General features: G+C 52.2%; 10 protein-coding genes. All 10 read right to left on the bottom strand.

The window, feature by feature from the left end; translation table 11 throughout:
• Positions 1-234: 234 nt before the first annotated feature.
• Positions 235-4551 (bottom strand): PolC-type DNA polymerase III, encoded by a 4317-nt coding sequence (locus U9M73_RS04785; protein ID WP_323076457.1) that lies wholly within the window; start codon positions 4549-4551, stop codon positions 235-237.
• Between the two features lie 186 nt (positions 4552-4737).
• Positions 4738-6189, bottom strand: a complete 1452-nt coding sequence (proS, locus tag U9M73_RS04780; protein ID WP_009223045.1) for a proline--tRNA ligase — start codon at positions 6187-6189, stop codon at positions 4738-4740.
• 75 nt (positions 6190-6264) lie between these two features.
• Positions 6265-7539 carry an RIP metalloprotease RseP gene (gene rseP / locus U9M73_RS04775; RefSeq protein WP_127576470.1) on the bottom strand — a complete coding sequence of 425 codons (1275 nt, stop codon included), beginning with the start codon at positions 7537-7539 and terminating at the stop codon, positions 6265-6267.
• 140 nt (positions 7540-7679) lie between these two features.
• Positions 7680-8819, bottom strand: coding sequence for a 1-deoxy-D-xylulose-5-phosphate reductoisomerase (locus U9M73_RS04770; RefSeq protein WP_009223043.1), 1140 nt, complete (start codon positions 8817-8819; stop codon positions 7680-7682).
• Between the two features lie 469 nt (positions 8820-9288).
• Positions 9289-10086 carry a phosphatidate cytidylyltransferase gene (locus U9M73_RS04765; RefSeq protein ID WP_009223042.1) on the bottom strand — a complete coding sequence of 266 codons (798 nt, stop codon included), beginning with the start codon at positions 10084-10086 and terminating at the stop codon, positions 9289-9291.
• Positions 10087-10105: 19 nt separating this feature from the next.
• Positions 10106-10873 carry an undecaprenyl pyrophosphate synthase gene (uppS, locus tag U9M73_RS04760; protein WP_009223041.1) on the bottom strand — a complete coding sequence of 256 codons (768 nt, stop codon included), beginning with the start codon at positions 10871-10873 and terminating at the stop codon, positions 10106-10108.
• 71 nt (positions 10874-10944) lie between these two features.
• On the bottom strand, positions 10945-11499 hold the full coding sequence (gene frr, locus U9M73_RS04755) for a ribosome recycling factor (RefSeq protein ID WP_009223040.1): 555 nt from the start codon (positions 11497-11499) through the stop codon (positions 10945-10947).
• Positions 11499-12227 carry a UMP kinase gene (pyrH, locus tag U9M73_RS04750; RefSeq protein ID WP_009223039.1) on the bottom strand — a complete coding sequence of 243 codons (729 nt, stop codon included), beginning with the start codon at positions 12225-12227 and terminating at the stop codon, positions 11499-11501. Before pyrH ends, frr begins: the two co-directional genes overlap by 1 nt.
• 93 nt (positions 12228-12320) lie before the next feature.
• Positions 12321-12971: a translation elongation factor Ts gene (gene tsf, locus U9M73_RS04745; RefSeq protein WP_009223038.1), complete on the bottom strand. Its 651-nt coding sequence runs from the start codon at positions 12969-12971 to the stop codon at positions 12321-12323.
• Between the two features lie 199 nt (positions 12972-13170).
• The gene (gene rpsB, locus U9M73_RS04740) at positions 13171-13869 is read right to left on the bottom strand and encodes a 30S ribosomal protein S2 (RefSeq protein WP_009223037.1); all 699 of its coding nucleotides are present in this window, start codon (positions 13867-13869) and stop codon (positions 13171-13173) included.
• Between the last annotated feature and the right edge of the window lie 43 nt (positions 13870-13912).

The raw sequence follows: 13912 nt of genomic DNA, 5'->3' as shown, positions 1-13912 counted from the left end.
CTTTACTCCTAAAGGTAGTTTAAAAAGCCATCTTCGGATCACGAGGCGAATACGAGAAGTTTATTCGACGTCGAATCTTGAACTCAGCCCGGCCTTCCGTTGCTCACGTACCTCTTTGTACGCTCCGCTACTCAGTCCTGACTTCGTCCAACCTTCTTGGTGTTCCAAACCTGTCTTTTTAAACCTTCAATAAACCAGTAGTTTAAAAAGCCATCTTCGGATCACGAAGCTAGATTAAAATAAGGACAATTGATTGCTTTCCGGCAGGCCGCGGAAGCAGCCCATGGAACCTAGGAGCTCCATGATCGTTTTGCTCGCTTTGGATTTCTGCTGGAAGTCCTCGATCGACAGAAATTCGCCTTGCTCTTTCGCTGCAGCGATATTCTTGGCCGCGTTCTCCCCAATCCCGGCAAGGGCCGAGAACGGCGGAATCAGCGAATCGCCGTCGACGATAAACTTCGTAGCGTCGGAGCGATACAGGTCGATCGGCTTGAAATGGAAGCCGCGGGCCGTCATTTCCAGCGCCATTTCCAAGATCGGCAGCATGTTCTTCTCCTTCGGCAGCGCCTGGAAGCCCTTCTGCTCGATCTCTTCAATTTTGCGGTAGATCGCCTCATACCCTTGGCAGCACAGCTCGATATCAAAGTCCTCACCGCGGACCGAGAAATACGTCGCATAATATTCGATCGGATAATACAGCTTGAAATATGCGGTCCGCACCGCGGAGATAACGTAGGCAGCGGCGTGCGCCTTCGGGAACATGTACTGGATCTTCAAGCAGGAATCGATGTACCATTGCGGTACTTTACACTTTTTCATTTCCTCGATCCATTCCGGCGTCAACCCTTTCCCTTTACGGACGCTCTCCGTAATTTTAAAGGCCAAGCCGGCATCCATCCCCGCTTTATAAATCAGGTACAACATGATATCGTCACGACACCCGATTACGGTTTTGATGTTACAGGTTCCGTTTTTGATCAATTCCTGAGCATTCCCCAGCCATACGCCGGTTCCGTGTGACAGCCCGGAGATTTGCAGTAAGTCAGCAAAGGAAGACGGCTGCGATTCCACCAGCATCTGGCGAACAAACTTCGTCCCCATCTCCGGGATCCCATAAGTGGCAACCGGGGTACGGATCTGTTCCGGTGTAACCCCGAGGGCATCCGTTGAGTTGAACATGCTCATCACTTTCGGGTCATTCATGGGGATCGTCGTTGGATCGACCCCGGTCAAATCCTGCAGCATCCGCATCATCGTCGGATCATCGTGCCCCAGAATATCCAGCTTGAGCAGGTTCGCGTCGAAGGCGTGGTAATCGAAATGGGTTGTTTTCCATTCGGATTCGGTATCATCGGCCGGGTACTGTACGGGAGTGATATCTTCCACATCAATGTAATCCGGTACGACGACGATCCCGCCGGGATGCTGCCCGGTACTGCGCTTGACGCCGGTACATCCCGCCGCCAGACGGTTCAGCTCCGCCCCGCGCCAATGCTTGTTATGCTCTTCTTCGTATTTCTTGGCAAAGCCAAACGCGGTTTTCTCCGCAACCGTACCGATGGTTCCTGCACGGAATACGTTCTTTTCGCCGAACAGGACCTTGGTGTAGTTATGGGCGACCGGTTGATATTCACCGGAGAAGTTAAGGTCAATATCGGGGACCTTGTCGCCTTTAAAGCCCAGGAATGTCTCGAACGGAATGTCCTGGCCTTCGCCCTTCAGCTTGCCGCCGCATTTCGGGCAGCTTTTGTCGGGAAGGTCGAAGCCGCTGGGCACGCTGCCGTCCAGGAACCATTCGCTATATTTGCATTCGGGATTTTGACAGATATAATGAGCCGGCAGCGGATTCACCTCGGAAATCCCGAGGAACAGCGCGACCACCGACGAACCGACCGAACCCCGGGAACCCACGAGATACCCGTCTTGGTTCGACTTCTTCACCAGCCGCTCGGAAATCAGATAGTTGGCCGAGAACCCGTATTTGATAATCGGCTCCAGCTCTTTCTCCAACCGCTTAACAATTACTTCAGGCAATTCTTCGCCGTAAATCGATTTGGCGGTATCGTAGCACTTCTGACGGATTTCCTCGTCGGCTCCTTCAATGATCGGAGTAAACAGCTTGTCCGGGAACAATTCAATTTCCTCGAATCTATCCGCCAACGCCGAAGTATTGGTAACCACCACTTCCCAAGCTTTCTCCTGGCCCAGGAACGCGAATTCCTCCAGCATCTCCTCCGTTGTCCGGAAATGCGCATCCGGCTTGCGGACTTCCTTCAACGGGCTGAACCCGGTGATCCCGTGGATCGTAATGTCACGGAACAGCTTGTCTTTCGGATCTAAGTAGTGCACATTCCCGGTGGCAACAACCGGCTTGTCCAGCTTCATCCCGATCTCTACGATTTTGCGAATCGCAGTTTGCAGTTCTTCCGTGCTGCCGACGAGCCCTTTTTCTACGAGATGCATATACATCGTCAGCGGCTGAATTTCGAGCACATCGTAAAATTCTGCAACCGCTTCGGCTTCCTCCACCGATTTGTTCAATACGGTCTCGAAGAATTCGCCCTTCTCGCAGCCGGAGAGAATCAGCAGACCTTCCCGCAGCTCCACCAGCTTGGATTTGGGAATACAAGGCACCCGCTTGAAATATTCCGTATGCGACAACGAGATGAGCTTAAACAGGTTTTTCTTGCCGACCGGATTCAGTGCATAAATGCCGCAATGGAACGGACGGGCATTGGACAAGTCTTTCCCGACCTTATCGTTCAAACGGTCAAGCGTCTTGTATCCTTCAATCTTGACCGCATCATCCAGCAGACCGTTTAAGATCTCACCCAGCGCCACGGTATCATCGATCGCCCGGTGGTGGTTCTCCAGCGAAACCTTGTACTTGGCAGCCAGAGTGTTCAGTCTGTGATTTTTCATCGTCGGGAACAGCATCCGGGCCAGCTCCAGTGTATCAAGCACCGGGTTTTCCATGATTGGCAGACCCAGCTCCTTGAGCTTAGCATTAACAAAGTCATAGTCAAACCGGGCGTTATGGGCCACCAAAATCGCATCCTCGGCGAACTCCACGAACCGTTTCAGCACCGGCTCCACATCAGGCGCATCCTTCACCATGTCATCGTTGATATTGGTCAACTGTTGAATATGGTACGGGATCCGTTCATGCGGATTCACAAAGGTCGCATACCGGTCGATCTCTTTGCCTTCCCGCATCTTCACGGCCGCAATTTCAATAATTTTGTTCTGCGTTACCGACAAGCCGGTGGTCTCGATGTCAAAAACAACGTAGGTCGCCGTCTTCAACTCGTCCCCTCTCGGGTTCAGCACGACAGCAACATCATCGTTCACGACATTGGCTTCTACGCCGTAAATCATCTTGATGCCATGCTTCTTCGCAGCCTTCGCTGCGTCCGGGAAGCTTTGCACGCCGCCGTGGTCCGTAACGGCGATCGCTTTATGTCCCCACTTTGCCGCCATCTTCACATAATCGCCAATCGGCGTGACGGCGTCCATCGTACTCATGGTTGTGTGCAGATGGAACTCAACCCGCTTCTCCGACGCGTTATCCATCCGTCCCGGAGGTGCAGGCACCTCACATAGATCCGATGGAATCATCACCAGCTCGGGTACCGGCATAAAGCGGTCCATCTCCACTTTGCCTCGCGCCTTAATCCACTTCCCGTTGGCGAGTTGCCCCATGATCTTCAGATCTTCTTTATTTTTGGCGAACAATTTCAGCTGCAGGGAATCGGAGAAATCGGTCAGGAAAAACGTAAACAACGTGTTGCCGTTTCGCAGCTCCTTGCGGTCCAGTCCAAAAATCGTCCCTTGAATCGTAATCTTCTTCTCTTCGTCCTGGATTTGCTGAATCGGTACCGGCGGCTCCTTGATGTCGTTCCCAAGCTGCAGCTTGATCACTTCGCCATCCTCTTCTTCCGGAGGAGCTTCCACAGTCATGCTCTCCATCATCTGTTGAATGACTTCGCGTTCTTCCTCTACGATCCGCTGCTGGAACTCTTCAAACGCTTCGACGTTCGACTCCCCAGTTTGTAGCTTGATTCTTAACGGCAGGGCAAAATACGTCTCGTAATAAACGGTGATGGCTTTGTCGATCTGTTTCTTGCGCGCCAATTCCAGCGCCATGGCGTCGCCAAACGTCACAGTGACCATATCGCCGTCGATATCCAGCCCGGCTCTTGCCATCCAGCCGTTGACCGACGGAATCTGGCGTTTCACCCATTCGAGAAAGAGCGGCCAATACTCTTCAACGATGTCTTTGGCGGTCAACCCGCCGCCGTAATGAAACTCAAAGGAAATGGTGGCGATATGCTCCATCCGTTCTCTGACCCGCAGGCAAAAGGTGCGGTAGGCTTGAGCTGGCACCAGCGTGTCCTTCTGAATGGTGATTCTCCATTCCCGATTGCTGCGGCTGACCTCTACTTTTTCGATATGCCCGTCAAGAAAATACGGATCGATCAGCGAAGCGGGCACATCCGCCTGCTTCATTAACAGCTCCAGCCGGTTTCTCTTGTCTTGCGTCTCGGTCATGTCCTCTCCCCTCACCTTGCTTGCTGACTTCTTCCCATGATTCAAAAAAAAGGCTCCCGGCGGTGATGCCGGCGGCGTGAAAAGCCTGCAGGCGCCTTACTGCCGAAAGCCCTCTTGTGGTTGTGCCATTCGCCCGCGTCCCCAGCTTCCCCAAACTCTAGCGGGACGGTAACGCGAAAGTTATTCTTAATAGGCTCTGGCAAAAACAACGGTATGTTTCGCTGGATCCCCGCAAACGAGGCAGGTATCCTTCGTCGTTTGAGGATTAAATGGGATATTGCGGCTGGTTGCCCCCGTTTCTTCCTTCACCGTGCGTTCGCAAGCCTCCGAACCGCACCATCCAGCCAGGGTGAAGCCGCGTTTCTCTTCGATGCTCGCTTTCATTTCATCCAGCGTATCGACACTGTAGAAATGCTCTTCGCGGAACGCTTTGGCCCGCTCGTACATTTCCTGATGAACCTGCTCCAGCATTGCCTGAACCTCTTCGACCAATCGGTCCTGTTGAACTACCTTCTTCTCGCCGCTGATGCGGGAGACAAGGACGCAAACGCCGTTCTCCATATCGCGAGGCCCAATTTCCAGACGAACCGGTACACCGCGCATTTCGTATTCGTTAAACTTCCAGCCTGGGCGGAAGTCGGCGCGGTCATCAATGCCAACGCGAATGCCCGCTTTCTTCAGCTCGGCGAACAGCTCGTCCGCTCTGCCTACGACGGCTTCCCAAGTTTTTGGCGGGCCGATTGGAATAATCATAACCTGCTTCGGCGCGACCTTCGGCGGTAACGCCAACCCGCGGTCATCGCCGTGCACCATGATAAGCGAGCCGATTAACCGGGTGCTGACGCCCCAAGACGTCGTATGAACATATTCGCGTACGTTCTCGCGGTTGAGATATTGAATATCAAACGCCTTCGCAAAATTAGTGCCCAGATAGTGCGAAGTCCCTGCTTGTACAGCGCGGCCGTCCTTCATCATCGCTTCGATCGAATAGGTATCGACCGCCCCGGCGAACTTCTCGGACGGCGTTTTTTGCCCAACGATAACCGGAATCGCCAAATAATTTTCCACGAAATCGCGGTAAATTTCCAGCATGCGCATCGTTTCTTCGCGGGCTTCCTGCTCGTTCTCGTGCGCAGTATGGCCTTCCTGCCACAGGAATTCGCTCGTGCGGAGGAATGGCAGCGTCCGTTTCTCCCAACGGACCACGTTCGCCCATTGGTTGATCAGCACCGGCAAATCACGGTAGGATTGGATCCATTTTTCGTACATATGCCCAATCATCGTTTCAGAGGTCGGACGGATCGCCAGACGCTCCTCCAGCTTCTCACCGGCAGCCTCGGTCACCCAAGGCAGTTCTGGGTTAAAGCCTTCAACGTGCTCTTTTTCCTTCTGGAAAAAGCTCTCGGGAATAAACAGCGGAAAATAAGCGTTGCGATGTCCCGTTTCCTTAAAGCGGCGGTCCAGCTCGGCTTGGATATGCTCCCAGATTTCATAGCCGTCCGGCTTAAATACGATACAGCCGCGGACCGGTGAGTAATCCATCAGATCCGCTTTTTTGATAACGTCGATATACCAACGGGAAAAATCCACTCCCTGCGGGGTAATCTCCGTGACGAATTGTTTCTCCTCGTTTGCCATAAGAACCTTTGTCCTCCCGTTAAAAACCACAAGTTTAATATTCACCTGCGCCGTCAGCTGCGTATCCGTCTTAAATCAGCCGTGAATCAAGCGCAAAATGTCGTTATACGTGACCGCAATCATCAGCAGGAATAACATCGCAAATCCGATGAAATGTACCATACCTTCGCGGTTGGGATCAATCGGTTTGCCGCGCAAGGCTTCGACCCCTAGGAAGATCAGACGACTTCCGTCGAGCGCCGGGATCGGCAGCAGGTTAAAGATCCCCAAATAGAGGCTTAAAATCGCCGCCCAATAGGTTAACTGAACAATCCCTTGCTTCGCGATTTGGCCGGTCACTTCAAATGTGCGCACCGGTCCGCCCAGATCATCCATGTTAAAGCGATTGATCAACTGTTTGAACCCGAGAAAGATCGCCTTCGTCGTGTTGACCATGTCCTCCCCGGCGACTTGGAACGTCTCTCCAATGGACGCGCTGCGCGTCGGGAAAACGGTGACGATCGTGCTTCCGATTTTGCCGTCCTCATTCTCCGCCCCTTTCGGGGTAATGGTGACATTCAAAGTTTCGTCCCCGCGTTTGATCGTCCACGTCATCGGCTTGTTTTTCGAAGCCTGGATCATGTCGATCATTTTATTCGCATCGGTTCCTACCGGAGTTCCGTTGATCTTTTCGATGATATCGCCCGTTTTGAGCCCTACTTCCTCAGCCGGCATGCCTTTCATCACCTCGCCGATTTGCAGGTGGCTGGGTTGATCCAACGGAATCCCCGCCATTTGGGTATGCAGAGCGAACAGCACAAACGCCAAAATAAAGTTCATCAAAGGACCCGCGAAAATCGATAGAGCCCGCTGCCCTACGGTTTTGCTGCCGTACTGCCGGTCTCTCGGCGCAATTTGCGTCTCTTTGCCTTTCGCCACCAGCATGGCTTGCGGATGCACGCGGTAGGTGAGCGCTTCGCCGTCCACATCCAATCGTACCGCAAGATCGTCCTCAAGGTCGATGTGCTGCACTTCGCCGCGGATTACGTTTTTACGACTGTCCAATCGGTCCAGATAAATCTTCCGAACCTGATCGTTCTCCAGACGCAAGGCGATGGTTTGTCCGTCTGAAATCTGGATCAGCTCCGGATCCTCCCCCGCCATACGCGCATAACCGCCGAAAGGAAGCAAACGCAAGGTAAACTGGGTCTCACCCCGTTTAAAAGACAGCAGCTTGGGGCCAAACCCGATGGCGAACTCCCGTACCAAAATGCCAGCACGCTTCGCAAAGAAGTAATGTCCCCATTCATGCACCGTAACGATGACGAAAAACATGAGCACCGTCAAAAATATGATTTTCAGCAATTCCAAGCGTAAGCATCCCCCTTCTGGCCACGGATCGTCCAACGTTACTTTAGATTAATATATTCTCCGATCAGGCACAAGAGAATACCGCCGCCTACAGCTTTTGATCACGAGGTTCTTCTAATGGTGCGAAAGCCTCACCGCGATTAAAGCGTCTCAGCAAGGGCTCTTGCCCAACGATCCGCTTCGCGAATCGTTTCCAGATCCGGATGGGACTGTACCTCATGTTTGGCTAACGCCGTTTCAATAATCGCCTCGATCTGCAAGAAAGGAATCTCCCCTTTCAAAAAGCGGGCGACTGCCGCTTCATTCGCGGCATTGTAAACGCTGGTTGCCGTACCTCCTATTTTACCACACTCATAGGCAAGTCTTAAACAAGGGAACCGCTCGAAGTCCATCTCCCGAAAATGCAGCTTCCCGATCTCGGCCAACGACAACCGTTTCGCCGCCGATGGCCAGCGATGCGGATAGGTCAGCGCATATTGGATCGGCACGCGCATGTCCGGTGTCCCTAACTGGGCGATCACGCTGCCGTCACGATATTCAACGAAGGAGTGGATGATGCTTTCCGGGTGCAGTAAGACCCCGATTTGCTCAAAGGGAAGCCCAAACAACCAGTGCGCTTCGATGACTTCCAATCCTTTGTTGACCATCGTGGCCGAGTCGATAGTAATTTTAGCGCCCATCGACCAGTTGGGATGCTTTAAGGCGTCCTCTACCGTGACATCCCGAAGCTGATTTCGCGTCAGATCCCGGAATGAACCGCCGGAAGCCGTCAACGTAATTTGACGAACTTCTTGCTTGTTTTCACCGTTCAGGCATTGGAAAATGGCTGAGTGCTCGCTGTCGACCGGAAGCAGCGCGACTCCTTTGCGCTGTGCCAGCTCTGTGACCAGGTGCCCGGCCGTCACCAGCGTTTCCTTGTTCGCCAACGCAATGTGCTTGCCTTCCTCGATTGCCGCAAGTGTCGCGGGCAGCCCTGCGCTGCCGACAATGGCCGTCACAACCGTATCGGCATCGGTTCCCGCTGCCACTTCGATCAACCCTTGCTCGCCATAGTAGAGCTCCACGCCTTCCGGCAGCTCCGGACGAATCCGGTCAGCCAATTGTTTGGTGGCAACTGAGGCTTTACGGGGCCGAAACTCATGGACTTGTTTAGCAAACAACTCCAGATTGCTGCCCGCCGCCAATCCTTCCAGCCGAAACTCCCCGGGATACGCCCGGATCACATCCAGCGTTTGCGTGCCGATGGAACCGGTCGAGCCAATCAACGCGATTTTCTTCATTGTTGCACCTACCTACCTTCTAACGGACCGTAGCGCCGTTATTTATCTATTTCCCGACCATTTCCCGCTGTAACGGACTCCAGGGATGTTATTTCAAGCCAAAAGCATCTCACTTGATGTCTTTTGCCCAATTAAGGTCTCTGAGGTCCGTTAGCTTCTGTAACCCTTCTTATTTACACCAATAAGACCACTGGTGTCCGTTAGCCCGGCTGAATTCAAGATTCGACGCCGATTCCGCACCCCTGAGTTCGCTTCGTGATGGGAAGCCGATTCTAAATTCACCAGTTCAATAAAAGATTTAAAATCGGGTTTTCAGCACCAAGAAGGTTGGATGAAGCTAGGGACTGAGTAGCGCAGCGTACATGGGGGTACGTGAGCAACGGAAGGCCCGGCTGAATTCAAGATTCGACGCCGATTCCGCACCCCTGAGTTCACTTCGTGATGGGAAGCCGATTTTAAATCCACCTTACTAAGGAAGAAGGGTTAGGATATGTATGAACGGGAACACCGTAATCCAACTGTCGCACCGGTCCAAAATCCCGCCATGACCCGGCAACAGCTTGCCGGAATCCTTGATGCCATATACGCGCTTGTACGCCGATTGGATCAGGTCGCCAAATTGGCCGACGACTGCGGCAGATATCCCGATCAGCACGGCTCGTCCGACCGTAAGCAACCCGCCGGAAGCGAGCGCAAAGATCACCGCAACGATGACCGCCAGCAAAACGCCGCCCAGCGCCCCTTCGACGGTTTTGTTCGGACTGATCGCAGGCCAAAGCTTATGCTTCCCGAACCGCCGCCCGGCAAAATAAGCGCCCGCATCACTGCTCCAGATCGACGCCAGCATCAGAAACGTCCAGAATAAGCCGTGACCATCGGTCGTATTGCGAGTTTCCGCAATCGCCGCAAATCCGATGCCGACATAAACCATACCTATATAGAGCAAGGCGACCTGACCGATTGGGATCTCGTTCTTACTGATCACGGTCACCGCCAGGAAGAGCAGCATGAATAGCCACAATACCGCCGAATCGCTCAGCGGTCTGTCGATCTCAAGCAGCCGCCACGGAAACGCAAGATAAACCACGCCTAAATAGCCCAGGATGGCCGTGCCCTGGAACGCTGGGATGCGCGTCATGCGTACGAATTCGTAATATCCGATGAGCGCCATAAGCATGATGAGTACATGATAGAGAGTTCCGCCAAGCCAGCACATTCCGAGGAAAAAGCCGCCGGCAATGATCCCCGTTATCAACCGCTGTTTCACCAGTCTACACCTTCCATCGCTAGGTTAATCCACCGTACCGCCGCGTGCGGCGTTGATACTCCGCCACCGCTTGAACCAAATGCTCCTTGCTGAAATCAGGCCAGAAAATATCCGTGAACCAAAGCTCACTATACGCCGTTTGCCATAACATAAAATTACTTAATCGCAGTTCTCCGCTCGTCCGAATCAGCAAATCCGGATCAGGCAACCCGGCGGACAACAGCCGGGATTCAATCGTATCCGGCGTAATGTCCTCCACCGACAGCTCCCCGGATTGTACAGCCTTCGCGATACCCTTGACGCTTTCCGTAATTTCGCGACGGCTGCCGTAATTCAAAGCAAAATTCAAGATCAAGCCGGTATTGTGCTTCGTCCGCTCAATCGCTTCCTCCATTGCCGCAATCGTATGCGCGGGCAGCTCATCCGTATGTCCCATCATGCGAACCTGGACGTTCTTTTCAACCAATTCATCCAGCTCGATCGCCAGAAACTCCTGCGGAAGCGACATCAAATAGTCCACTTCATCCTTCGGCCGTTTCCAATTTTCCGTTGAGAAAGCATACAGCGTCAAAATGGAAATGCCAAGTTCGTCGGCAGCGATCGTCGCCCGCTTGACGGCTTTCATCCCCGATCGATGGCCGACGATTCGCGGCATACCAAGCCTGCGCGCCCATCTTCCGTTCCCGTCCATAATAATCGCAACATGTTTCGGGATATTGTCCGGGGACAGGCTGACGAATGCCCCAGGATTTTTCTTTTTCCGCCAAGGTTGAAATAACTTGATCATTCCTTTTCCTCCAGCCGATGATGAAAAAGAGACAAAACCCCACCGTAATAGGAGGGGCCGCTTTTTGTCTCTTAGACTTCCATGATCTCTTTTTCTTTCGCAGCGAGGACCTTATCCACTTCCGCGATAAATTTATCCGTTGTTTTCTGAATGTCTTCCTGATGCCGGCGCGATTCATCCTCGGAAATGTCGGTTTTCTCCAGCTTCTTGATGTCGTCGTTCGCATCGCGGCGAATGTTGCGGATCGCCACCTTTGCTTCCTCACCGAATTTCTTCGTCATCTTCACGAGCTCGATCCGACGTTCTTCCGTTAAGGCTGGAATCGTCAAGCGAATGGACGAACCATCGTTTGCAGGCGTTAATCCGAGATCCGATTTTTGAATCGCCCGCTCAATTTCCGATAGCGACGATTTGTCCCAAGGCTGGATCAGCAACGTCCGGGAATCCGGCGTGTTGATATTGGCCAACTGGTTGATTGGCGTCGGCGAACCGTAATAATCAACCTGAATGCGATCAAGCAGCGAAGGCGTAGCTCTACCGGCGCGCAGCGTCGAAAGATCTCTTCTCAGCGCCTGAATCGCTTTCTCCATGCGTTCTTCGGCATGTTTCTTAATCGTTTGCGGCATTAATCTACACTCCCTTTGACGATCGTCCCGATTTTTTCACCGAGCACGACGCGTTTAATGTTCCCTTGTTCAGTAATCGCAAAAACAATCAACGGAATATCATTGTCCATGCACAGCGAGGACGCCGTAGAATCCATGACACCAAGGTTCTTGTTCAGCACATCCAAATACGTGAGAGATTCGTACTTCACCGCGTTTGGATCTACAAACGGATCTGCGGAGTAGACACCATCCACCTTGTTCTTCGCCATCAGGATGACTTCCGCCTCAATTTCAGCCGCGCGCAGCGCTGCTGTAGTGTCCGTGGAAAAGAACGGATTGCCCGTACCCGCCGCGAAAATCACAACCCGACCCTTCTCCAAGTGGCGGATCGCCCGACGCCGGATATAAGGTTCGGCAATTTGCTGCATCGCAATCGAGGTTTGCACCCGGGTTGGCACCTCGATTTGCTCCAGCGCGTCCTGCAGTGCCAGGGAATTCATCACGGTCGCGAGCATTCCCATATAATCCGCCGTTGCGCGGTCGATCCCTTTGGCACTCCCGGCAATCCCGCGCCAAATGTTGCCGCCGCCGCATACGATGGCGACCTGTACGCCCAGCTCTACGACTTCCTTCACCTGTTGGGCAATGGATGCGATCGTATCGGCGTCGATGCCGTAACCATTTTGACCGGCTAATGACTCCCCGCTAACCTTTAAGACAACACGTTTAAACACTGGCTGTTCCAAATGTATACCTCCACATCGAACTCTTTCGCGGGTTAAAAAAGAAGGAACACGGCGTGTTCCAACTTTCCTTCACATGTATGTGAGATGGTTTGCTTATTTGTTCACTTGAGACATAACTTCTTCTACGAAGTTGTCCACTTTCTTTTCCAGACCTTCGCCAAGCTCGTAGCGAACAAAACGACGAATGGAGATGTTTTCACCGATCGTGCTGATTTTTTCTTTCAGCAATTGCTCAATCGTTTTGTCTGGGTCTTTAACGAAAGCTTGTTCCATCAAGCAGAACTCTTCGTAGTATTTGCCGATGCGGCCTTCGACCATTTTTTCAACGATTTTTTCCGGTTTGCCTTCGTTCAGCGCTTGAGCTTTCAGAATTTCCTTCTCTTTCTCGATTTCCTCTTGCGGAACTTCTTCACGGCGTACGTAGCGAGGGCTCATCGCAGCGATATGCATCGCAACGTCGCGTGCAAATTCTTTGAACTGTTCGTTCTTCGCAACGAAGTCCGTTTCCGTGTTGATCTCAACCAGAACGCCGATACGGCCGCCTGCGTGGATATAAGATTCAACAACGCCTTCTGTCGCGATCCGGCCAGCTTTATTTGCTGCAGCAGCCAGGCCTTTTTCACGCAAGATTTCAACAGCTTTCGTCATATCGCCGTTGGATTCTTCCAACGCCTTTTTGCAGTCCAGCATTCCCGCGCCGGTTTTTTCACGTAGTTCTTTGACCGATTTTGCATCAACAGCCATGTTTAATTCCCTCCATATCGATATATAGGGGATACCCCCTGTAACTGTGAAGGCATAAAACCAACTGCAGATTGAATAAGATCGTACTGCAGAAGATTCTATCCCGTCCTTTCCCTTTAAAAAAAGGGTAGTGAGAGGTTTGACACCTACCAACCACCCTTTTCATTTAATTTATCGATTTAGCGTATGGCCAAAGCCATTAAGCCGTCGTTTGTTCGCCTTGATGAGCTTCGATCACGGCATCCGCCATTTTACCCGTCAACAGTTTTACGGCGCGGATCGCGTCGTCGTTACCCGGAATGACGTAGTCGATTTCGTCCGGATCGCAGTTCGTGTCGACGATACCCACAATCGGGATACCCAATTTGCGAGCTTCGGCAACTGCGATACGTTCTTTGCGAGGATCGATAACGAACAGAGCGCTTGGCAAGCTCTTCATGTTCTTGATCCCGCCCAGGAATTTCTCAAGACGTTCTTTCTCTTTGCGAAGAATGATAACTTCTTTCTTCGGCAATACGGAGAACGTGCCGTCTTCTTCCCAAGTTTCGAGTTGTTTCAAACGTTCGATCCGTTTTTGGATCGTTTGGAAGTTCGTCAGCGTACCGCCCAGCCAACGTTGGTTAATGTAGAATTGACCAGCGCGCTCAGCTTCTTCTTTTACAGAATCTTGAGCTTGTTTCTTCGTGCCCACGAACAGAATGGTGCCATTCTCTTCAGCAATGCGTTTTACGAAGTTATAAGCTTCTTCCACTTTCTTGACCGTTTTTTGCAGGTCAATGATGTAAATACCGTTTCTTTCGGTGAAGATATAACGATCCATTTTCGGATTCCAGCGACGAGTCTGGTGACCGAAATGAACACCTGCTTCAAGCAGTTGTTTCATGGAGATTACTGCCATCTTCACGCACCTCCTAGTTTGGTTTTTTTGATGCTTCCTCCGC

Origin of the sequence: Paenibacillus phoenicis (assembly GCF_034718895.1) — a bacterium.
In the GTDB taxonomy this organism is placed as follows: domain Bacteria; phylum Bacillota; class Bacilli; order Paenibacillales; family Paenibacillaceae; genus Fontibacillus; species Fontibacillus phoenicis.
Note: the sequence above shows the minus strand (reverse complement) of the source record. Positions and strands in the feature narration are given on the sequence as shown.

Bases quoted from the DNA above. Each gene is read 5' to 3' on its own strand.
- U9M73_RS04785 (WP_323076457.1), bottom strand. From the start codon at position 4,551: ATGACCGAGACGCAAGACAAGAGAAACCGGCTGGAGCTGTTAATGAAG.
- proS (WP_009223045.1), bottom strand. From the start codon at position 6,189: ATGGCAAACGAGGAGAAACAATTCGTCACGGAGATTACCCCGCAGGGA.
- U9M73_RS04770 (WP_009223043.1), bottom strand. From the start codon at position 8,819: ATGAAGAAAATCGCGTTGATTGGCTCGACCGGTTCCATCGGCACGCAA.
- uppS (WP_009223041.1), bottom strand. From the start codon at position 10,873: ATGATCAAGTTATTTCAACCTTGGCGGAAAAAGAAAAATCCTGGGGCA.
- frr (WP_009223040.1), bottom strand. From the start codon at position 11,499: ATGCCGCAAACGATTAAGAAACATGCCGAAGAACGCATGGAGAAAGCG.
- tsf (WP_009223038.1), bottom strand. From the start codon at position 12,971: ATGGCTGTTGATGCAAAATCGGTCAAAGAACTACGTGAAAAAACCGGC.
- rpsB (WP_009223037.1), bottom strand. From the start codon at position 13,869: ATGGCAGTAATCTCCATGAAACAACTGCTTGAAGCAGGTGTTCATTTC.